Here is a 19,187-nt window from a genome sequence, read left to right on the forward strand (position 1 = left end):
GATGATTACGCTGGCCTCCGACTTCGGCACGCCGTACCCCGCGGCGATGAAAGGCGTCATCCTCGCGCGCAGCGACGCCCGACTGGTCGACGTCGCCCACGACTTTCCCCGACAGGACGTTCGCACGGCGGCCTTTTGGCTCCGCGAAGTGCTCCCGTACTTTCCTCCCGCGGTCCATCTCGCCGTCGTCGACCCCGGCGTCGGCACCGACCGCGCTGCCCTCGTCGTCCGCGCGGGCGAACACGCACTCGTCGGTCCCGACAATGGCCTGTTGCTCCCGGTCGCCCGCCGACTCGCCGGAGAGAATGGAGAAATGAGGGTGTTCGACTACGCCTACGAGGACCCCGACTCCGCGACGTTCCACGGCCGGGACGTGTTCGCACCCGCCACGGCCGAAGTTCACGACGTCGGCGTCGACGCCGTAGAGACGCTCGACGCCGTCTCACCGGCCGCCGAGTTCGTCGACTACGAGTTCCCCAAACCAGAACTCCGCGACGACGACGCCACCGGCGAGGTGCTCGTCGTCGACGACTTCGGCAACGCCATCACGAACCTCCCCGGTGCCCTCCTCGACGGCCGCGACGAGGGGGCTGTAAACGACGAACGCGTCCCCGTCGGTGGGTCGTTCGCCGCCGTCGATACGGGTGAGCGACTCCTCACCGTCGGCAGTCACGGCCACGTCGAACTCGCGGTCAACCGGGGCCGCGGCGACGACGCGTTCGACGTCGGCGTCGGTGACGAGATTCGCCTGCGATTCGATGGTTGACGCCTTCTCGGTGATGAACCTCGTCGGCCTCGTCGCCTTCGCCGTCGTCGGCGCGCTGAAAGCCGCCGACGCGGACCTCGACCTCTTCGGCGTGGCGGTTCTCGGTATCCTCACCGCCCTCGGCGGCGGCACGATGCGTGACGTACTCGTCGGCCGGACGCCCGCGTCGCTGCAGTCGGTCGCCGACGTGAGTGTCGCGTTCGTCGGCGTCGGCCTCGCCGTCGCGCTCTCGTCGCTCGTCTCGGGTCGACTGCGCGACCACCCGGCGATACAACTGCCCGACGCTATCGGATTAGCCGCGTTCGCCGCGACGGGCGCACTTGTCGGTGCTGAGGCAGGGCTGTCGCCGTACGGCGTCGTCGTGCTCGCGACGCTCACCGCCGTCGGGGGCGGGAGTCTCGCGGACCTGTTGCTGACGAGAGTGCCCGTCGTCCTCCGCGAGGACTTCTACGCGACGCCCGCGTTGCTCGGTGGTGTCGTGTTCTGGGCGCTCGTGAGGGGTGGTCTCTCAGCCGACTTTGCCGCCGTCGCGTGTGCGGTGTTCGTCCTCGTCGTCCGACTCGTGGCGCTTCGACGGGACTGGTCGTTGCCGCGGGTGTGACGTTCCGCACCTCTCGAATCGCTTCTGGTTGTCTCACTCTACGGGTCACTCCACGCAGTGGTCTTATACTGAGAGTCGTGTGCGCGTGCTAAGACTGTGTAGACCGTCTGTACCGAACGGTCCTCAGCTCAACGCCGACAAAAAATCGATGGGTCGAAAGTCGAAAACGCGTGTTACTCGGCGGCGATGACGTCGTCGATACGGACAATCATCGTCGCGGCTTCGGTGGCGGACTCGATGGCCTCGCGCTTGACCGCTGCGGGGTCGAGAATGCCGGCTTCGACGGGGTCGCCGATTTCGCCGGCGCGGCCCGTCGAGATGATGCCTGCGCGGCCGTCCTTCTCGTGGGCGGCGCGGAGGTCGACCAGCGCGTCGATGGAGTCCATTCCCGTGTTCTCCGCGAGCGTGCGCGGGAGACTGTCGACGGCGTCGGCGAAGGCGGTGACCGCGAGCTGTTTGCGGCCTTCGATACCCGCCGACTCCGAGCGGATGTAGTCGGAGATGGCGATTTCGGTCGCACCAGCGCCGGGGACGACGCCGCCTTTGTCGAGCGCTGCGATGACTACGTCGATAGCGTCGTTCATCGCGCGTTCGAGTTCGTCGACGACGTGTTCGGTTCCGCCGCGGAGGAACAGCGTGACGGATTTCGACGCTTTGCCGCCCTCGATGAAGGTGAGTTCGTCGTCACCGTACTTTTTCACTTGGACGCTGTCGACGTGACCGAAGTCGGACTCGTCGAGGTCCGAGAGCGAGCCGAGACGCTTCGCACCGCTCGCGCGAGCGAGTGCGCGGGCGTCGGATTTCTTCACGCTCTTGAACGCGAGGATGCCCGCGTCGGCGAGGTAGCCGGCGACGCGGTCGTCGATGGCTTTCGTGCAGAACACGACGTCGACGCCGGCGTCCTTGAGAGTTTTCGCGTAGCCGCGGAGTTCGGTGTCTTCGGCCTCGATGGCGGCGTTGAGTTGGTCGACGTTGGTGATGTTGTACTCGGTGTCGGCCTCGGCTTTGCGCACGTCGAGTTTCATGTCCAGAACGACGGTCGTGGCGTCCTCGACGCTCCGGGGCATGTTGTCGCTGACGGGTTCCTTGTCGATGACGACGCCCTCGACGAGTTCGGTCGCGCTGGAACTCGCGCCGGTCTTCGTGTGGACGTGGATATCGTCGCGGTCGATGCGTTCGCCCTCGGCGACTTGTCGGACCGCTTTGACGACCTGTTTCGCCAGCACGTCGGCGGTCACGTCGCCGGTTCCTTTGCCGGTCATCGAGGATTCGGCGACCTGTTCGAGGATGTCGTCTTCGAGGTCGATGTCGAGGACCTGCGCGTCGATGGCCTCCTGAGCGAGGCGGGCGGCCTCGTGGTAGCCCTCGACGATGACCGTCGGGTGGAGGTCGGATTCGAGGAGGTCTTCGGCCTGCGCGAGGAGTTCGCCGGTCAGAACGGCGGCCGTCGTGGTGCCGTCACCGACTTCGTCCTCTTGGGTCTGCGATACCTCGACAATCATCTGTGCGGCGGGGTGTTCGATATCCATCTCTTTGAGGATGGTCGCGCCGTCGTTGGTGATGACGACCTCACCCGAGGAGTCGACGAGCATCTTGTCCATCCCGCGGGGGCCGAGTGTCGTTCGGACCGCGTTGGCGACGGCTTTGCCCGCTCGAATGTTCGAGTCCTGGGCGGCCTGTCCGCGGGTCCGTTCGCTGCCTTCTGCGAGAATAAACATCGGTTGCTGCATGCGTGATGCCATGGTGAATGAACCTCAGCGGTCCATGGTTTGCAGTTCTATATATAGTTTTCGTAGAATCGTTCGAAAATCACCCGCAGAGACGCCGCTCTGTCAGTTATTCTCTCGCAGAAAGTTGTTGGGGACTCAGTTCGTCGAGTTCTCGACGCAGACAGTCCCATCGCCCTCGATGAGGACGGTTCGGCCCGCATAGGGGAACGAGAACGACCACGGAGTCACTCCGTCGAAGAGGTCCTCCAGCGCGTCCGGGTCGATGCCGGTCTCGTACAGCGGCGGGAGGTCGTTCATATCGGCGTTTTTCGCGGCCGCGACGGCTTCGACGACGGCGACGGTTACCCATTCGTCGCTCGTCGGGTCGTATGAGAAATACTGTACTCTGGTGCCGTCCTGTAACACGGGCTTGCTTGTCGGCTTGGTATCTGACGTTTCGTGAGACATTATGTCGTCGGTGTTCGCAGTCGATTCGTCGCTAATTCCACAGTGTTCGATTTGGGGAGTTGCCTCTCCTCACCACACACACAGCGCGGGTCCCCCGCGCGTCGTAAGCAGTCTACAGCACCGACGACTATAGTACTTCGCCGCCGAGCGCTCGCAACGCTCATAACCCCGTGGGAAAACCGGACGCACGATGCTGGAACTGGAACACGGGTTTCGCGTCGTCGACGTCCACACGCGCCTCGACCCGGACGCCGAGGACGTCGCAACCCACGGCCGGGCGCTCTCGCCGGAGCGACTCGAACGCGAGATGCATCAGGCGGGTGTCGTCCACGCTGTCGTCGCCCCCAGCGGTCACGAACGCGACGAGAGCTACCTCCGGTCGAACAACGCCGTCGCCCGACTCAGCGTCGACCGCCCGTTCTCGGCGTTCGCCCGCCTCGACGGTCCGCGCGACCCGTCGCCAACGACGGGCGCGCGACTCCGGAACCTCACCGCATCTCGCACGGAGCACCACACCTCACCGGGCGACGTCGAACGGTACGCCTACGACGACCGATTCCACGGCTTCGTCCTCGACCCCGCGGCCGACGGACTCCCGGACGAAGACATACTGGACATGCTCGACAACGTCGGCCTTCCCGTCGTCGTCCAGGGGTCGCCGGCGTTTCCGCCTTCGACGGCCGCCGAGACGGTTCTCGGGAGGTCGTTTCCGGTCGTTCTGACGAGTTTCGGCGGCTTTCCGCTCGACGACGACCGGATGCGGGCGGCGCTCGACCTGTTGGACCGATACGACGACCTGTATCTCGACACCAGTGCCGTCAGATATCGCTCGCTGCTCGAACGCGGCCTGCTCGAACATCCCGACCGGATTCTGTTCGGGAGCGGTGCACCGACGATCCACCCGAACGTCGCCGTGATGGAACTGTTGACGCTCGACGTCTCCGAAGACGCGATGACCCGGGCGTTCTCGAAGAACCCCGCGCGGGTGATTCCGTCGCTCGCCCCCGGCGGGCAGTGAGAGGACGAACGCGGAGACCGAGTTCATCGAGATTCGTCTCGCTCCGTTAGGTTTACCGCCATCACTTTGCTTGCGACGAGGCTCGTTTCGCTTCGCTCAACTCACCGCCAATCGTATCGCGCAACCGCGCGGTCGGCGCGTTTCGAGACGCCGTGGGGGTTCCGAGTCGCCGACCGGTCGCGGGCGCGGGCGACGAGTCCGTCGGAGGTTCCCATCGAGATACCGACAGTGACGTCGCGGCCGTTGCCGACCCACCTCGTGGGGGTTGCCTCGCCGCGGACCACGTCGCGAGCGGCGGAGTACGCGTCGCTGCCGGCGTGTGAGAGCGTTCGGCGAACGGTAGTCGGTCGGAGGCCGTAGTTCTTCACGAGTCGATACGCCAGCGCGCGATACTTCCAGTGATAGTCGCGGCGGTCGGTCCCACCGTCGGCTTCCGTCTCGTACTCGCGGCGGACGCACGCTTTCGGTTGCCACGAAACCGTCCCGCCGAATCCGGAGAGGCGGTGGGCGGCGTCTCGTGCGCCCCCGGTTTCGAGATACTCGTCGAAGCCGTCGAGTTTCGACAACGTCTCCGCGCGGAACGCCACGTTACCGCCGTTGAAGTAAGTCACATCGCGGTCGCGGATGCGGCGGTGTTCGGGTGTCTCGGTCGTCATTCCCGCGCGAAGCGTCTGGTGAGTCGGACCGGTGACTACGTCGGCTTCGTCGAGGCCGTCGAGAATCGCGTCGCCCCACGTCTCTTCGACGAGGAGGTCGTTGCCGACGAACGCGATGGCGTCGCCGGAGGCGACCTCGATGCCCGCGTTCCGGGTGACGTTCAGGGTCCGCGCCGACACCTCGACCAGCACGTCGACGTCGTCTCGGTCGCGGACCATCCCGGTCGTGCCGTCGGCGGAGGGGCCGTTGACGACAATCACCTCCGCGTCCGGGGCGGTCGCTGCCAACGCGTCGAGGCTGGCGGCGAGTTGGTCCCGGCTATTGAGTGTCGGGACGACGACCGAGAGCTCCATACCCCCCAGTGTGCGACGAACTACTTAAATTTCGCCACCGCTCGCTGTCGACAGATGCGAGCGATTCACACGCCGAGCGCCCCGAATCCACCGAAAGCGGTGCGGCGACAGTCGACGGATAACGGGTCACCGGACGCTGTTTTTGCAGGTTGCTCGTCGGTATCACACTGGTCGAGAAGTAGTCACGGTACGCTGTCGGGACGATTACGTGTTGAGGAAGTACACCTGCTTGCGCGCGTCCTTGAAGCTGTAGCGTGAGCCGACGAGGTCGGACTCTTCGAGACGGTTCAGCGCGTAGCGGACGGTCCGGTCGGGAAGCAGCGACTCCTCGGCGAGCTGGCCCTGCGAGAGCGGTGCGTCGCCTTCGAGAACCTTGGCGACGAGCTTCGCGCTCGGGGGAAGTTCACGGAGGCGGTCACGGAACTCTGACTCCGAAAGGCGGTCCTGTTGGCTGGTCTCTGCGGTAGTGGTGCTCATACCTTCTCGTGCGCTCGGTCAGTGGTAAAGTTTGGCTACATATGCGGCATACGAATCCAGATAGTATTATTTCCTAATATCAATATTAATGACACCCCTTTGAGAAGGGTTTTGACGGCACACACCGATGGTTCGAGCGTGATTCCGACTTCGCACGTCGACATCTTGGAGAAAGAGTCGTTCGCACACATCGCCACCATCCTTCCCGACGGGACGCCGCAGGTGACGCCGGTGTGGGTCGACCACGACGACCGGGAGGCCATCCTGCTAAACACCGCTCGTGGCCGGCGAAAAGAGAAGAACATCAAACAGAACCCGAACGTCAGTGTCTCGATTCTCGACCCGGACGACCCGTACCGCTACATCTCCGTCCGCGGGGAGGCGACGCTCACCGAAGACGGCGCAGTCGACCACATCGACAAACTCGCAAAGAAGTATATGGGCGTCGACGAGTACCCCCACCACGGCGACGAGTCCGGTCCGCGCGTCATCATCCGTATTCCGGCCGACCACGTCGTCACCAGCGGGTAAGTCGACGGTCGTCGGTGTCACGGTCGACGCCGGCTACCGGTGGTCCGTCTCGGGATTGTCGCCGTGACGGCGGTACCGACCCATGAGACACTGGCAGTCCGGGCAGTGCACTAGTGTCATCCCTGGAAGTTCGTGGCGAACCAGTTCCTCGGGAGCGTGCTCACTGTGGCAGTGACGACAGGTCGCCATAGCTATTCTATGCTGCGTGCAAGCATAAGTCACGGTTCGCCGATTCCGACTTATCATCCAGTACGGTTTTGGTGTTTCGGCGTGCAGTCCGAAGTAGTGTGAAAGGACAGGAGTGGTACCAGGCCGACGACGTAGCCCGCGAGTACGACTCGAAGCGTTTCTCGAAGGGTGGGCGACTCATCGACCACCGCGAGAAGCAGGCCGTGCTGTCGGCGCTCGGACCGGTCGAGGGGAAGAACGTACTCGAAATCGCGTGTGGCACCGGCCGGTTCACAGTGATGCTCGCCGAACGCGGCGCGGACGTGGTCGGACTCGACATCTCGGCGGCGATGATGGCACAGGGCCGTCAGAAAGCGCGTAGTGCCGGCGTCGGCGACCGAATCGAGTTCATCCGTGGTGACGCCGCGAGACTGCCGTTTCCGGACGACCATTTCGACGCGGTGATGGCGATGCGGTTTTTCCACCTCGCGGACACCCCCGCGAAGTTCCTCGCCGAGATGCGTCGCGTCTCGAAGAAACAGGTGTTCTTCGACACGTTCAACAGTTTCAGTACGCGCGTCGTCTACAACTGGTTGCTCCCGATGGGGTCGCATCTGTACTCCCGGGCGGACGTCGAACGACTGCTCGCCGGTGCCGGCCTCCAACTGGCCGACGAGTCGCACGACTTCATCCTGCCGTACGGTCTCTACCGGAAGATTCCGAACGGCATCGCGGGTGAACTCCGCGAGTTAGACGAGACGATACGGGACAACGAGTACGGCGAAAAACTCTCGTCTGTGTCGTACTGGAACGCGGAAGTCCTGTAGACTCCGCTCGCAGCGACTCAGAACTCTTCTTCGATGACTTCGCCGACGGCGAAGTTCGACTTCACTTCGGTTATCTCTATTTTCACCCGTTCGCCGACTTCGGCGTCGGGGACGATGATGACGTAGCCGCGTTCGACACGGGCGATACCGTCGCCCTGTTTGCCGATATCCTCGATTTCGACGTACCGTAGTTCACCGACCTCGACCGGCGGTTGCGGTTCATCGGCGTCGGTCGTCGACGACGCCGAGGACGTATCGGTCGTCGTCTCGGGTTTCGACTCGCGGGAGATGAGTGCGACACGGTACGTATCGCCCGCTTCGATAGAACCGGTTTCGACCTCTCGACGGGGGATTTCGACGGTGTAAGAGTCGCCGTCGCTGCGAACCTCCGCACTGAACAGACACAGGAGTTTATCTGAGATTTCCAAGGGAGAGACCTCCATCGTGTGGGTCGGGTGCTGTCGTTAAAGATGTACCGCCACCAACACTGTTCCGGCGGTTGATACACGAGCGGCCCTGAGCGACCGATTCTACGGGAATCGTCTCGACAGCCCCGACGACTCAGCGACTCGTGCCGTCCGGTCGCTTCGCCCCTTCGGAGTCGTAGACGACCACTTCACCCGGCGCTCGCTCCACCGGTGCGTAGTTGTCGCGGACGCCTATCGCCTCCGCTATCTCCCGAACTGCACGCTCTTTGAGCGCCGCTGCGAGTTCTTCGGCCTCCTCACGGGTGATGTCGCGGCCGAGTCCTTCGCACTCGTGTGCGCGGACCATTCCCTCGCTACCGACGGCCTCGCCCATCGGCTGATTCGTCCCCCCGAGAGCGACCGAAAAGGGGTACGTTCGGCAGATGAGTGGCCGGTTGTCGTGGACCGAACACGCGCCCATCCCCTCGTCGTCTTCCTCGTAGAACGTGCAGTCGCCGCAGGCGTCGGTCTGTAGCGCCCACTCGAACGTCTCGCCTTCGGGTTCGCCGTCGTCGCTCTCGTCACTCTCGACGAGTCCGTACGGCATCGGACGGGCGATATCGCGCCATTCGTAGCGTTCGTCGGTTTCGCCGTCCAGTTCCCGAATCTCGTCGGGGAACACCGTTGCGGTGTGCGGTTCCTCGTCGCCGTCTTCGGCGGTGTATCCCTTGCAACAAGCCCCGCACCGAGTGCACTCGAAGCCGATTGACTCGATAGCGTCGGCTAACACGTCGGTGTCGAGCGTTTTCGCTCGCTTCAGTTCGGTTTCGAGCGACTCCATCTATCCGACTCTGCCTCCGAGGCCGACGGTGAAAACGCCGTCGTCCCGCTTCGAGCCTACTCCGCGAGCGACGACGCCACCGATTCGACGACGGCGTCGAGTTCCGGCGTCTCGACGTAGTCGTGCGTCATCGACAGCGGCGAGACGCTCACCGCGCCGTCGACAACTGCGCGCCGGTCGCTGTCTTCGGGGTAGCGCTCGCGGTGTTCGTCGATGCCCGGCATCGGGTTGCCGAAGCCGACGACGTGCGGCCACGTCTGGTCGACCAGTCGCACCTCTCGGTCTGTCGTCTCCGACTCGGCCGCATCGACTGTGTCACTCGGTTCACCGCCGTCGGCGGCGGCCGGTTCCGCCTCCTCCACCGACTGCGCGTAGTCGGCCAACACGTGCGTCAGTCGCAGCGGCGGGGCGTCGATATCGACAGGTGCGTTGACGTTCAATAGGTCCACGTCGTCGAACACCTCGGTTTCCCAGACCTGTTCGAGCAGGTCGCGGGCGACGACTGCGGGTCGGACGAACTCGTACTCCTCGCCGGGGTGGCAGTGGAAGTCCTCGGAGTGGTACGCCGAGACGGCGATAGCCGGTGTGCCGAGAAAAGAGGCTTCGATACCTGCGCCGACGGTTCCCGAGCGCCCGACGACGTAGTTGCCGAGGTTCGGACTGTCGTTGATGCCGGAGACGACGATGTCGAACTCGGTGTCCAAGCCGCCGCCGAGGCCGAAGGCGACGCAGTCGGCGGGCGTGCCGGCGAGGCGGTAGCCCCACTCGTGGTCGCGGAGCGTCACCGCGCCGTTTCGCGTGCGGCCCATCCCGCTTTGGTTCTCGTCGGGGGCGATGACCGTCACGTCGGCGACGGCGTCGAGTTCGCGGTACAGCGCCTCGATGCCGGGCGCGTCGATTCCGTCGTCGTTCGTCAGAAGCACTCGCGGCGTCTGCATTCGTTCGGGTCGACGACGGTCCGATACGAATGTCTATCGGTGGGAGCGGTAGGTGCGTCTCGGTAGCTCACGGGTGGTGTATGGACGAAGAGAGACGGCGGCCTACAGCGGCCGAACCTGCTCACCGTCCAACACGACCCGGCCCTCGTGCGCCAGTTTCTCGACGTGTGCGACGACCGTCGCCCGTGCCAAATCCTCGACGCCCGTGAGGTCCTTCTCGTAGGCGGCGTCGAGCACGTCGTCTATCGTCGTCGCCCCGTCTCGAATCGCCGCGAGAACCTTCGTTTCCCGGTCGAGTCGGTGGCGAATCAGCCGTTCGAGCGTCGCTTGCGGGTCGTCGATTTCGGGACCGTGACCCGGCAACAGTCGCACCGGGTTCTTCGCTAGCAACCGCCGAAGCGCGGTCAGATACGCCCGTACGTCGCCCTCGGGTGCCCCGACGACGACACTCCCTTCTGCGACGGCCAAATCGCCGCAGAGAATCCGGTCACCGACGCCGAACGCGACGTGGTCTGCGGCGTGGCCGGGCGTGTCGAACACAGTGACGGGGCCAGCGTCGGTTTCTATCTTCGTTCCGTCGACGAACGTCCGGTCCGGTTCGATTCCGGTCGCTCGCTCGAATCGCTCCTCGCGCCAACGACGCGCCCACACCGTCGCGCCCGTCTCGTCGGCGTACTCGGCGACAGCGCCGATGTGGTCGGGATGGGTGTGCGTGACGGCGACGTGTTCGACGTTCGCGTCGGCGACGAGCGAGTCGAGTTCGTCGGTTCGCGCGGCCGGGTCGACGAGAAGCACGGACTGGTCACCGACGAGATAGGCGTTCGTCGCCCCCGTCGGCGCGCGGGTGGCCACTGGGACGGAGACTCGGCGAGTCGTGTCGTCTCTATTCATCAGTCGGCGCTGCTCGCGTCGCTTCCGCCGCTTCCGCCGCTTCCGCCGTCGCCGACGCTGACGAACTTGGCGAGCACGTCGTCTACCTCGTCGGCGGCCTCGTACGGTCGGTTGACGATGATGTCGCCGGCTTTCGACTTGCCGAGACCCGGAATCGCGGTCAACTCGTCCATCGACGCGCCGTTGACGTCCAGCGGATGCGGTACGCCCGTCACCGAGCGGTAGCCGTAGTCGACGATGGCCGTGTCGATGGTGCGGCCGAGTTCACGCTCGCCGGGGATACCGACCAAGAGGGGATAGGTACCGAGTTGGCGACCGAACGTCGTGCCGTCCTGGTGGTATTCGAGGTGGACGTTTTCGAGGACCGTGCCGGGGGGTGCGACGCGCTTGAGCATCGGCCGGTCTATCTCCTCTCTGACCTCCTGTTTGTACTGCTTGAACAGTTTCTTGTGGTCTTTTGCAATCTGGGACCCCGTCGACGACATCTCGGTGCCGTCGAACGCCATCACCTGCCGGATGTTGATGCGGCGAACCATCAGCCCCTCGTCGTACACCCGCTGAAGGAACCGCTTGTTGTGCGCGAACGTCTCCTCGCGTTCGCCCATCAAGCCGTGTAGAAGGTTGATTCCGGGCAGGAGTTTGGGGAGTCGATTGGTGGCGTCGTCACCGTACGTCGGTGCGTCGGCAGGGTCCTCGCCGGGTCGCCACCCACCCTCTTCGTTGACGATTTTGACCGCCTGAAAACACTCTTCGGCGGTGACGTTGAGGTTGTTCTCCTCCTGCACCACGGGGTCGGCCGATTCGAGGCCGAACGCCGCAGTGTCGCCCGGCGTGTTGTGCTCGGCGATGATTCGGATGCACTCTCGGGACTCCTCGGGCCACCGTGCGATGGTGATGGGGTTCATGTTGTCGAGGTGCAGCGTCCCCAAGTCGGGCGCTACCTCCCGAATTCCACCGTACAGTCGCCGAAGTGCGTCCGGGTTTGGTGCTTCGCCGTCGCCCCCGAACGCGAGGATGTCGGCCTGTCGGCCGAGACGGAAGTGGCGCGCACCCCGGTCGTAGAGGTTTTCGACCTCTTTGACGACCGAATCGGCGGTTCGGAACGCGGGATTCCCGTACAACGGCTCCGTGCAGAACGAACAGCGGTACGCACAGCCCCGAGAGGTCTCCATCTCGCAGATGAGGTACTCCGGATGGTTCGGGTGTTGTTCGACGACGAACGCGCCTTTCGCGGCCCAGCGGTCCAGTTCCTCGTTGTCGCGCATCCGGTTACCGAAGCCCTCCAACCCGGAGTCGAGGAGGTCGTAGGCGGCCGCTTCGATGTCGCCTTTGGCGACGAAGTCGTAGTCGAGGTCCTTGCGCTCCATATCCTGACCGCCGGCGTTCTCCTCGCCGACGCCGAAGCGGATGGGGCCGCCCATGAGCGTCGTTCCGTCGGCGGTCCACGCCAGTTCCCGGACCTCCTCGGGTTCGGCGGGCGTCCCGCCGACGTAGCTGCCGGGGACGGTCATGCCGCCGATATAGACGAACAGGTCCGCGTCGGCGACGTCGGCCCACTTCTGTCTATCCTCGCGGAGTTCGTCGATAGTGTGGTACGTAATCTGTTCTTCGGGTACCCCGGCGTCGACCATCGCACCGGCGGTAAAACGGGGATACGTCGAGATGTACGGCGGCACGCCGAAGTGTGCCGGTTCGTCGACGTACCCGTCGACGAGCGTCACCTGAAGGTCGGCGGGGTCGGTCATAGCCCCGGGTTGTCGGTCGACGGGTAAAACGGTGCGGTTCTGGTTCCTCTATACGTAGACGTAGCCTTCGACCGACGGCAACTCGTCGGTCATTCTGAGGTTCGCTGGGTCGGTGGCGTTTCGGAAGGTGGCGAACGCGGCGATGACGGCTTCCAGTGCGCTGTCACCGCCGTCGACGACGCGTTCACGGACGGTCGGCGAGAGTTCGACCGCTCGGTCGGCGAGGTTGTCGAAGACGAGCGACGGTGTCGGCGCGTCGGCAGCGGAGCGGTCCTCCTGCTCTCGACACTCCAGCGTGTCGAGCGTTCCCGCTGGATACGTCTCCAGCACGAGCGGGCAGCCCTCTTTCGGCATCTGCATCGGGACGACCCGGGCGGTGTCGGTCAGCACGAGCGGTCGTAACACGTCGCGGATGCCGTAGAACGTCTCCGTGCTGAGGCGGTCGTCGTACGCTGCAATCGCCCCCAGCGGCTCCTCGGTGGCTCGGAGCAGGTCCGTCTCCGCACTGTCGGTGACGAGGCGCGCGTGCATCCGGCAGCGTTTCGTCATATCCTCGGGACTCGAAAACCAGTCGGGGAGTTCGTCGACGAACCGCTGCCAGCGACGCTCGGGAATCACCGTCTTCGGGAGGCCGAACGGGAAGTCGAGACCGACCGCACAGCAGCCACCGAGGTCGGCCAGATGCGAGACGAGCGCAGCGACGGTGTCCGTTCGATGCGGCGAAACGCCGAAGCGCTCGGCGACGGGTGCGCAGTCGTCGACCCGCAGTGACTCGTCGGTCACCGTCGCTTCGACGACCCAACTTCGGTCCCCCGACTCCCGAGCGTGGGCGTCGAACACGACGCTGTACACACGCTCTGGCGACTGATACCCGTCGTTCATAGAGTGTTTGGCTATCTGACCGGTACTCGCCCCCTGCTCTTATAACCGACGCCGATATCTCGCCGCAGACGGCCGGTTACACCCAGCGCGTTTATTTGGATGGGACCGCTATCTGTCATCATGCCCGCGACGCTCGAAGTAGCCTGCACCAGTCCCGACTGTGAGATGGATATGTTCGAACTGCACTACACCTACGACATGCCCGACGACGTCGGTGTCGAGGATTTCGTCTGCCCGTACTGCCAGCAGACCGACTCTCTCGAAGCCATCGAACTATGAGCGACTTGCGAGAACTCGGCGAGTCAGTCGCCAACGCCGTCGTCGAACGGGTCGGTCGCGGGTTCGGTCACGTCCAGGAGCGAAAACCGCTCTCGTACGACCTGCTGGAGAGCGACGACAGCTACCTCGTCGTCTTCGACGCCGCCGGTGCCGAAAAGAGCGACGTCCAAGTCCGCTTCGTCGACACCGAGGTCCAGGTCCGAATCGACCGGTTCCGCGACTTCCACGACGGGTTCGAGATGCGCTTCCCGGGACGAGGCCTCTCGCTCGACGGGAAGGCGAAACTCCCCGAAGACGCCACCGTCGACGCAGAGGCGGCGACGGCGACGGTCACCAAACACGGCACGCTCCGCGTCTACATCCCGAAAACGAAGGAAGGCAGAGACGTCGTCGTCGAGGACGAGGTGTCCGAGAGCGACGAGAACAGCGAAGACGACACTGCCGCCGCAGAGACGGACGCGGCCGCCTCCACCGAGTCGATGGTCGACGAAGACGCCGCAACCAGCGAGGGCGACGCGGCGGCCGAACCCGCCGAAGCCGCTGAACCGGCGACGAGCGAACCCGGTGAGGACGACGTCGACACCGACGAACTCGACGTAGAGACCGCAGACACCGAAGAATCTGCCGACGAAGACGAGACGGACAAGTAACAACCGATAGCGACCGGTTGTGGCCGGTGGCGACCGGTGGCGACCGGTGGCGACCGGTTGCGGTCGTCTCGAACCGAACGCGAACTACTCCAGCGCCATCCCTTCTCGAATCTCGAACTCCTCGTCGCCCGAGAAGCGCGTCGGGTCGAACGGGCTGATTCCCGCCGTCTCACCGAGCATCTGCTCTGCTATCGTTTCGCCAGTCGCCGGCGCGCGCATGAAGCCGTGTCCCTGCCACCCGGCGGCGACGAAGATTCCTTCACTGAGTTCGCCGAGCAGCGGGTCCCCGTCGGGGGTCGCCACACAGAGACCCGCCCACGCCCGTTCGACGTCGAGGTCGTACCCGGCCCGGTCGTCGAGTGTCGTCCGAATGTCGTCGACGAACCAGTCGTCGGCGTCGCGCTTCCACTCGTCGGGGTCGGCTTCGATGGGGACGGTGCCGTCGCCGGCCAGAACCCCCGTGGGATGCGGGCGGAAGTAGACGCCCGCCGTCGCGTCGTACACCATCGGGCCGTCGTACGCCCGACGGCCGGTGAGCGCTTGCACCCGGTACGGCTTCACCGGGACGGAGATACCCACCTCTGCGAACACCCGCTTCGTGTGTGCCCCCGCAGCGACGAGAACGGCATCGAACCGTTTCGTCACCACGTCGTCGACGGCGACGCCCGGTGGGTCGACGTGGACGCCGACCGACCGGCCGGTCTCGAACCCGACGCCTTCTCGCTCGGCCTTTTTCGCCATCGCCGCGACGTAGCCCGCCGGGTCGGTCCACCCGGCGTTGTCGGCGACGGCGGTCGCCAACAGGTCGTCGGTCCGAAGCGGGAACCGGTCGCCGAGTTCCGCGGGGTCGACGACCGACACCTCACGTCCGTGGACGCGCATGCGGTCGACGCTCGCCGCCATCGCGTCAGCGGCCGTCTCGTTTCCGTCGCGTACGGCGATGACGTACGGACACTCGCGGAACTCGAAGCCGTCTTCGCCCGAAAACTCGCGGAACCGTTCCAGCGCCCGGCCGCCGATTTCGGCGTCGATATCCTCGGCGTAGGCGTCGTAGAGCACGCCCGCTGCTCGTGCGGAACTGCCGTCCCCCGGAGTCGATTCGGGGTCGTAGCCGCCGCGCTCGAAGACGGTCACCTCGCATCCGCGGGTTGCAAGGTCGTGCGCGGCCGTCAGTCCGACTGCGCCACCGCCGACGACGGCGACGCGCATCAGCGGTGGTCCTCCGGGAGGAGGTCCGAAAACGGCTGTGCGGCGAGCCAATCGAGCAGGGAGTCGAGTTCCGAGGCGGCCTGTTCGAGCAGTCTGTCGCCTGCCTCTTTCGACCCCTTGGTCGGTTCACCGACGGCACCGCTTTCGGAAAAGTCCGCGGTGTCGAAGCCGATTTCGGCGCCGTGAACCGACCGGCCCCACGACTCGCTCGCGCCCGCCTCGGCGGCTTCGAGCGCGCCCTCTCTGACCAACTCGTCGTCGATGGCGTACACCATGCTCGTCTCTATCGCGTCGGCGTGGCCGATACCCGGCGTGCCGAACAGTTCCTTCGTGAGGTCGTCGAGGTTGCTCCACCAGTTCCACGGCGCGACGAACGCGACTTCGTCGGCGCGCAGTCGCCGGGCGGCACGGCTGAGCGCGTCCACGTTGCCGCCGTGACCGTTGACGACGACGACTTTCTTCACGCCGTGGCTGGCGATGCTCGCGGCGATGTCGGCGACGTAGTTCTCGAACGTCGTCGGGTCGGTCCAGAGCGTGCCCGAGAACTGGCGGTGGTGGTCGCTCACGCCGACCGGGACGGTGGGAAGCACGACAGTGTCGTCTCGGTCGACGGTCCGGGCGACGGTTTCGGCGGCGAGAAAGTCGGTTCCCAGCGGGAGCGCCGGTCCGTGCTGTTCGACCGACCCGGTCGGGAGTACGGCCACCGACGTGTCACGAAACGCGTCGCTGGCGGTGGTGGTCGTCTCTTCGGCGAGTAGATGCATGCACCGAGGTCACGGCCATCACACTTAGCGCTTTGTCGCTCGGAAGCCGTCGGTGGCGATAGAGAGTAAAAACAGAGGTGACGAGCGCTACAGAAACTCGTCGATGCCGCGGGCGGGGTAGCCGACGACGGTGTCGACACCCAGCGATTCGAGTTTGCCGACCCGCTCGCGGACCTGCTCGGGAGTTCCGACGAGCGCGTAGTCGCGGCTGGCCTTCGAGAGGACTTCTCGGGCACGACCCTCAGCACGCGAGTCCGTCTCGCAGTCGTCGGGGAGCGCGCGGGCGACGGGCCGACGGCGGGCGACGTACGCGCCGACGGCGTCGAGAATCTCGTCTTCGTCGTCCGTCAGAACGGTCGGCGCGTACAGCGCGAGTTCGCCGTCGTAGCCCGCCGCTCGGAGCGCGCGAACGTCCCGTTCGGTCGCCCGCGAGAGCAGTTCGTACTGGGTTCCCCCGGCGGCGAGCGCGACGCGTTCGATGCCTTCGGTTCCGACCCACGCCTCGGGGGCCGTCTCGCGGGCGGCTTTCAGTCGGGGAGCGACCGCTCGGCGTCGCTCGTCTTCCGAGAGGTAGGCGGCGTGACCGGCGACGAGCACGCGCCCGACGCTCTCGGGAATGTCGGCGACGCGGGAGTCGTCGCCGAGGGGGTCGAAACCGTCGGCGCGAACGGGCGTCGTGAGGCGCACGTCGGCCGTCTCGGCGAGCGCTTTCAGAACTTCTTTTTCGGGAAGGTGGTCGACCCCTTCGTAGTCGATTGCAATCGTCGCCGCCGTGAGGTCGGCGGCGCGGCGCACGTCGCACTCGGCGGGTTTGAGCGCGACGGCGTCGATACCAGTGTGCGAGAGTACAGACTCGTCGGTAAGTGCCTTCATCGTATCACTCCGGGGCGACCGCTAGTCAGAAACGTCGATTCACCGTCGCGGAACGCGATCCATCGTCTGTGCGACCATGTACTGACGAGTAACCCTCGTGACGGTCAAAAGGGTTCCGTTCGGGTCAGTATTGGTCCGCTCACCCGGTGGTAGCGTATCGCACAAACTGGCAGTTTTCGTTCGGTTTCGAGGGAAGAATCGACGGGAGTCGGCCGGTTTCGGGTGAAACGCTATGTAGTTCCGGAAAACTTGTTTCGGTAATGAACGACCCCGACCCCAGACGCTCCGACTCCCAATGGCCCGATTCCCGACGGGGCGACCCCGAACGGTCCGACCAGATGGACTCGGTGCGAGAGGCGGTCGACCGGTCCAGAAGCGGCGCGCCCGCCGCCGGAGCCGTCGTCAGAGACCGGTTCTCCTCGGACGAAGTGTTTCAGCGTATCGTCGCCGCCGCCGACGAGGAGATTACGTCCGGTAGCCGGGAACTGTTTTTCAGCGGGTTGGCCGCCGGATTCGCCATCACCATCACGTTCCTGCTCTACGTTTCGGTGTCGACGGCGACGGGCGAGGACCCGATTCTGAGCGCGCTACTGTATCCGCTCGGCTTCATCTACATCATCATCGGCGGCTACCAACTGTACACCGAGAACACGCTGCCACCGGTCGCGCTGACGATAGAGCGACTCGCCAGCGTCCCGGCGCTGTTCCGTCACTGGCTCATCGTACTCGCGGGCAACTTCTCCGGCGGTGCAATCGGCGCGGCGGTGCTCACGTGGACCGGCGTCTTCTCGCCGGAGGCCGCGACGGTGGCGACGGACATCTCCCGACACGGCCTCGAAACGCCGTGGTGGGACCTCTTTTTCAAAGCCGTCTTCGCCGGCCTCATCGTCGCCGGCGTCGTCTGGGTCGTCTACGCCTCCCGCGACACCATCTCCCGCCTCGTCGTCGTCTACATGGCGTTTCTCTCGGTTCCGCTCGGCGGCCTGTTCCACGTCGTCGTCTCCTTCACCGAGACAATGTATCTCGTGTTCAACGGCGAACTCGCCGTTCTCACCGGACTCACCCGATTCGTTCTCCCTGTCCTGTTGGGCAACACTATCGGCGGCATCGCACTCGTCACCGTCGTCAACTACTTCCAGACGAGCGAGCATCGTCTCGAATCGGCCCGCTTCGAGGGCGCGAACCGACAGCTCTCGATTCGAGAGTGGCTGTTCGGCAGCTTCGTCGGCCGCTCGTACGTGCCGCTCATCAACACGGCGACCGTGCCCACCGCGGCCGACAGCGACTCTTACCGGCTGATGGTCCCTATCGCCAACCCGCGGACCGAGTCGCGTCTCGTGGAGTTCGCCTGTACGCTCGCCAGTCGAAACGACGACGCCGTGGTCCACCTCGTTCACATCGTCCAGACGCCGGGACGCGGCGCTCGCGGCTACAGCGCCGGACAGCGCGAGCGAATCGCCGCCGAGTCCGAAGAACAACTCGCGGGCGTCAGAGAGACCGTCGCCGACTACGGCGTCGCCTGCGAGACGTCGACGGTCGTCTCACACCGCTCGTTCGAGGAGATTTTCGCCGTCGCCGACCGCACCCGCGCCGACCTCGTGCTGATGGGGTGGGGCGTAAACGACCTCTGGAGCGCCGCGCGCGCCGAACGTCCACTCGACGAACTGGCGAACAAACTCCCCTGTGATTTCCTCATCCTCTCGGACCGCGGCCTCGACACCTCGCGCGTCCTCCTCCCGACGGCGGGTGGACCGGACTCGGACCTGAGCGCCGAAGTCGCGCGCACGCTCCGCGAGACCGACGGCTCCGAAATCAGCTTGCTACACGTCGTCGATTCGGCGTCCGACCGCGACCAGGGCGAGCAGTTCCTCACCGAGTGGGCCGCCGACCACGACCTCGGCGACGCCGAACTCGTCGTCGACGACGGCGGCGACATCGAGGGTGCTATCGCCCGCGAAGCCGCCGACAACACGCTCGTCATCGTCGGAGCGACCGAGCGCGGACTGCTGTCGCGTCTCGTCGCCGGGTCGCTCAACCTGAAAGTGCTCTCGGACCTCGACTGCTCGGTGTTGCTGGCAGAACGACCGACCGAGCGCAGCCTTCTCTCGCGACTGTTCGGGCGGTAGCGAGGCT

20 protein-coding genes and 1 pseudogene are annotated in these 19,187 nt (G+C 65.2%); 8 read left to right on the plus strand and 13 right to left on the minus strand.

Annotation, left to right across the window (positions count from 1 at the left end):
• The first annotated feature begins 1 nt into the window (after position 1).
• The gene (locus tag AUR64_RS05950) at positions 2-766 is read left to right on the plus strand and encodes an SAM hydrolase/SAM-dependent halogenase family protein (RefSeq protein ID WP_058581041.1); all 765 of its coding nucleotides are present in this window, start codon (positions 2-4) and stop codon (positions 764-766) included.
• Positions 759-1,367 carry a trimeric intracellular cation channel family protein gene (locus AUR64_RS05955; protein WP_058581042.1) on the plus strand — a complete coding sequence of 203 codons (609 nt, stop codon included), beginning with the start codon at positions 759-761 and terminating at the stop codon, positions 1,365-1,367. The genes AUR64_RS05950 and AUR64_RS05955 overlap by 8 nt, the downstream gene beginning before the upstream one ends.
• Before the next feature lie 173 nt (positions 1,368-1,540).
• On the opposite strand, the gene thsA is transcribed toward AUR64_RS05955, so the two are convergent.
• Both thsA and AUR64_RS05965 read right to left on the minus strand, forming a co-directional pair.
• Entirely contained in the window at positions 1,541-3,097 is a 1,557-nt protein-coding gene (thsA, locus tag AUR64_RS05960; protein ID WP_058581043.1) for a thermosome subunit alpha, read from the minus strand.
• 135 nt (positions 3,098-3,232) lie between these two features.
• The gene (locus AUR64_RS05965; RefSeq protein WP_162265530.1) at positions 3,233-3,544 is read right to left on the minus strand and encodes a HalOD1 output domain-containing protein; all 312 of its coding nucleotides are present in this window, start codon (positions 3,542-3,544) and stop codon (positions 3,233-3,235) included.
• A 190-nt stretch (positions 3,545-3,734) separates the two neighbouring features.
• On the opposite strand from AUR64_RS05965, the gene AUR64_RS05970 reads away from it, so the two are divergent.
• A complete protein-coding gene (locus AUR64_RS05970; RefSeq protein ID WP_058581045.1) occupies positions 3,735-4,562 on the plus strand; it encodes an amidohydrolase family protein in 828 nt (275 codons plus the stop codon).
• Positions 4,563-4,663: 101 nt separating this feature from the next.
• Here the strand turns inward: AUR64_RS05970 and AUR64_RS05975 are convergent, their stop codons facing one another.
• Both AUR64_RS05975 and AUR64_RS05980 read right to left on the minus strand, forming a co-directional pair.
• Entirely contained in the window at positions 4,664-5,572 is a 909-nt protein-coding gene (locus AUR64_RS05975; RefSeq protein WP_058581046.1) for a glycosyltransferase family 2 protein, read from the minus strand.
• A 204-nt stretch (positions 5,573-5,776) separates the two neighbouring features.
• Positions 5,777-6,049: a MarR family transcriptional regulator gene (locus AUR64_RS05980; protein WP_058581047.1), complete on the minus strand. Its 273-nt coding sequence runs from the start codon at positions 6,047-6,049 to the stop codon at positions 5,777-5,779.
• A gap of 138 nt (positions 6,050-6,187) precedes the next feature.
• On the opposite strand from AUR64_RS05980, the gene AUR64_RS05985 reads away from it, so the two are divergent.
• Together AUR64_RS05985 and AUR64_RS05990 are read left to right on the plus strand one after the other, a co-directional pair.
• Complete coding sequence (locus tag AUR64_RS05985) at positions 6,188-6,580, plus strand: PPOX class F420-dependent oxidoreductase (protein ID WP_058581048.1); 393 nt, start codon at positions 6,188-6,190, stop codon at positions 6,578-6,580.
• Between the two features lie 287 nt (positions 6,581-6,867).
• Positions 6,868-7,575, plus strand: a complete 708-nt coding sequence (locus AUR64_RS05990; protein WP_058581049.1) for a class I SAM-dependent methyltransferase — start codon at positions 6,868-6,870, stop codon at positions 7,573-7,575.
• Between the two features lie 17 nt (positions 7,576-7,592).
• Here AUR64_RS05990 and AUR64_RS05995 read toward each other — a convergent pair whose 3' ends face one another.
• The 6 genes from AUR64_RS05995 to AUR64_RS06020 all read right to left on the minus strand — a co-directional run bounded on the left by AUR64_RS05995 (position 7,593) and on the right by AUR64_RS06020 (position 13,249).
• Positions 7,593-8,003 carry a TRAM domain-containing protein gene (locus AUR64_RS05995; protein ID WP_058581822.1) on the minus strand — a complete coding sequence of 137 codons (411 nt, stop codon included), beginning with the start codon at positions 8,001-8,003 and terminating at the stop codon, positions 7,593-7,595.
• 133 nt (positions 8,004-8,136) lie between these two features.
• Positions 8,137-8,823, minus strand: coding sequence for a YkgJ family cysteine cluster protein (locus tag AUR64_RS06000; protein WP_058581050.1), 687 nt, complete (start codon positions 8,821-8,823; stop codon positions 8,137-8,139).
• A gap of 56 nt (positions 8,824-8,879) precedes the next feature.
• Entirely contained in the window at positions 8,880-9,761 is an 882-nt protein-coding gene (gene surE, locus AUR64_RS06005; protein ID WP_058581051.1) for a 5'/3'-nucleotidase SurE, read from the minus strand.
• Positions 9,762-9,863: 102 nt separating this feature from the next.
• Complete coding sequence (locus tag AUR64_RS06010) at positions 9,864-10,652, minus strand: MBL fold metallo-hydrolase (RefSeq protein ID WP_058581052.1); 789 nt, start codon at positions 10,650-10,652, stop codon at positions 9,864-9,866.
• Positions 10,652-12,397 carry a radical SAM protein gene (locus AUR64_RS06015; RefSeq protein ID WP_058581053.1) on the minus strand — a complete coding sequence of 582 codons (1,746 nt, stop codon included), beginning with the start codon at positions 12,395-12,397 and terminating at the stop codon, positions 10,652-10,654. Before AUR64_RS06015 ends, AUR64_RS06010 begins: the two co-directional genes overlap by 1 nt.
• 48 nt (positions 12,398-12,445) lie before the next feature.
• Positions 12,446-13,249 carry a hypothetical protein gene (locus AUR64_RS06020; RefSeq protein WP_058581054.1) on the minus strand — a complete coding sequence of 268 codons (804 nt, stop codon included), beginning with the start codon at positions 13,247-13,249 and terminating at the stop codon, positions 12,446-12,448.
• Positions 13,250-13,399: 150 nt separating this feature from the next.
• Between AUR64_RS06020 and AUR64_RS20885 the strand changes: the two genes are divergently transcribed.
• Positions 13,400-13,558 carry a DUF7559 family protein gene (locus AUR64_RS20885; protein ID WP_169794656.1) on the plus strand — a complete coding sequence of 53 codons (159 nt, stop codon included), beginning with the start codon at positions 13,400-13,402 and terminating at the stop codon, positions 13,556-13,558.
• A pseudogene (locus AUR64_RS21140) lies at positions 13,555-14,055 on the plus strand (Hsp20/alpha crystallin family protein); the annotation flags it as partial. The gene AUR64_RS20885 and the pseudogene AUR64_RS21140, both read left to right, overlap by 4 nt.
• A gap of 237 nt (positions 14,056-14,292) precedes the next feature.
• On the opposite strand, the gene AUR64_RS06030 reads toward AUR64_RS21140, so the two are convergent.
• The 3 genes from AUR64_RS06030 to AUR64_RS06040 all read right to left on the minus strand — a co-directional run bounded on the left by AUR64_RS06030 (position 14,293) and on the right by AUR64_RS06040 (position 17,054).
• A complete protein-coding gene (locus AUR64_RS06030; RefSeq protein WP_058581055.1) occupies positions 14,293-15,417 on the minus strand; it encodes an NAD(P)/FAD-dependent oxidoreductase in 1,125 nt (374 codons plus the stop codon).
• Positions 15,417-16,181, minus strand: a complete 765-nt coding sequence (locus AUR64_RS06035) for a creatininase family protein (RefSeq protein WP_058581056.1) — start codon at positions 16,179-16,181, stop codon at positions 15,417-15,419. The genes AUR64_RS06030 and AUR64_RS06035 overlap by 1 nt, the downstream gene beginning before the upstream one ends.
• 87 nt (positions 16,182-16,268) lie before the next feature.
• Positions 16,269-17,054, minus strand: a complete 786-nt coding sequence (locus AUR64_RS06040) for a DUF7388 family protein (RefSeq protein WP_058581057.1) — start codon at positions 17,052-17,054, stop codon at positions 16,269-16,271.
• Between the two features lie 260 nt (positions 17,055-17,314).
• Here AUR64_RS06040 and AUR64_RS06045 point away from each other — a divergent pair, with 260 nt between their 5' ends.
• On the plus strand, positions 17,315-19,180 hold the full coding sequence (locus AUR64_RS06045) for a formate/nitrite transporter family protein (protein ID WP_058581058.1): 1,866 nt from the start codon (positions 17,315-17,317) through the stop codon (positions 19,178-19,180).
• The last annotated feature ends 7 nt before the right edge of the window (positions 19,181-19,187 follow it).

The organism is Haloprofundus marisrubri, assembly GCF_001469955.1.
In the GTDB taxonomy this organism is placed as follows: domain Archaea; phylum Halobacteriota; class Halobacteria; order Halobacteriales; family Haloferacaceae; genus Haloprofundus; species Haloprofundus marisrubri.

What these genes read in the sequence shown, in the direction of transcription:
- thsA (WP_058581043.1), bottom strand. Translation starts at nt 3,097, where the DNA reads ATGCAGCAACCGATGTTTATTCTCGCAGAAGGCAGCGAACGGACCCGC.
- AUR64_RS06045 (WP_058581058.1), top strand. Translation starts at nt 17,315, where the DNA reads ATGAACGACCCCGACCCCAGACGCTCCGACTCCCAATGGCCCGATTCC.
- AUR64_RS05965 (WP_162265530.1), bottom strand. Translation starts at nt 3,544, where the DNA reads ATGTCTCACGAAACGTCAGATACCAAGCCGACAAGCAAGCCCGTGTTA.
- AUR64_RS06035 (WP_058581056.1), bottom strand. Translation starts at nt 16,181, where the DNA reads ATGCATCTACTCGCCGAAGAGACGACCACCACCGCCAGCGACGCGTTT.
- AUR64_RS06015 (WP_058581053.1), bottom strand. Translation starts at nt 12,397, where the DNA reads ATGACCGACCCCGCCGACCTTCAGGTGACGCTCGTCGACGGGTACGTC.
- AUR64_RS06040 (WP_058581057.1), bottom strand. Translation starts at nt 17,054, where the DNA reads ATGAAGGCACTTACCGACGAGTCTGTACTCTCGCACACTGGTATCGAC.
- AUR64_RS06000 (WP_058581050.1), bottom strand. Translation starts at nt 8,823, where the DNA reads ATGGAGTCGCTCGAAACCGAACTGAAGCGAGCGAAAACGCTCGACACC.
- AUR64_RS05950 (WP_058581041.1), top strand. Translation starts at nt 2, where the DNA reads ATGATTACGCTGGCCTCCGACTTCGGCACGCCGTACCCCGCGGCGATG.
- AUR64_RS06030 (WP_058581055.1), bottom strand. Translation starts at nt 15,417, where the DNA reads ATGCGCGTCGCCGTCGTCGGCGGTGGCGCAGTCGGACTGACGGCCGCG.
- AUR64_RS05970 (WP_058581045.1), top strand. Translation starts at nt 3,735, where the DNA reads ATGCTGGAACTGGAACACGGGTTTCGCGTCGTCGACGTCCACACGCGC.
- AUR64_RS20885 (WP_169794656.1), top strand. Translation starts at nt 13,400, where the DNA reads ATGCCCGCGACGCTCGAAGTAGCCTGCACCAGTCCCGACTGTGAGATG.
- AUR64_RS05980 (WP_058581047.1), bottom strand. Translation starts at nt 6,049, where the DNA reads ATGAGCACCACTACCGCAGAGACCAGCCAACAGGACCGCCTTTCGGAG.
- AUR64_RS05975 (WP_058581046.1), bottom strand. Translation starts at nt 5,572, where the DNA reads ATGGAGCTCTCGGTCGTCGTCCCGACACTCAATAGCCGGGACCAACTC.
- AUR64_RS06010 (WP_058581052.1), bottom strand. Translation starts at nt 10,652, where the DNA reads ATGAATAGAGACGACACGACTCGCCGAGTCTCCGTCCCAGTGGCCACC.
- AUR64_RS05955 (WP_058581042.1), top strand. Translation starts at nt 759, where the DNA reads ATGGTTGACGCCTTCTCGGTGATGAACCTCGTCGGCCTCGTCGCCTTC.
- surE (WP_058581051.1), bottom strand. Translation starts at nt 9,761, where the DNA reads ATGCAGACGCCGCGAGTGCTTCTGACGAACGACGACGGAATCGACGCG.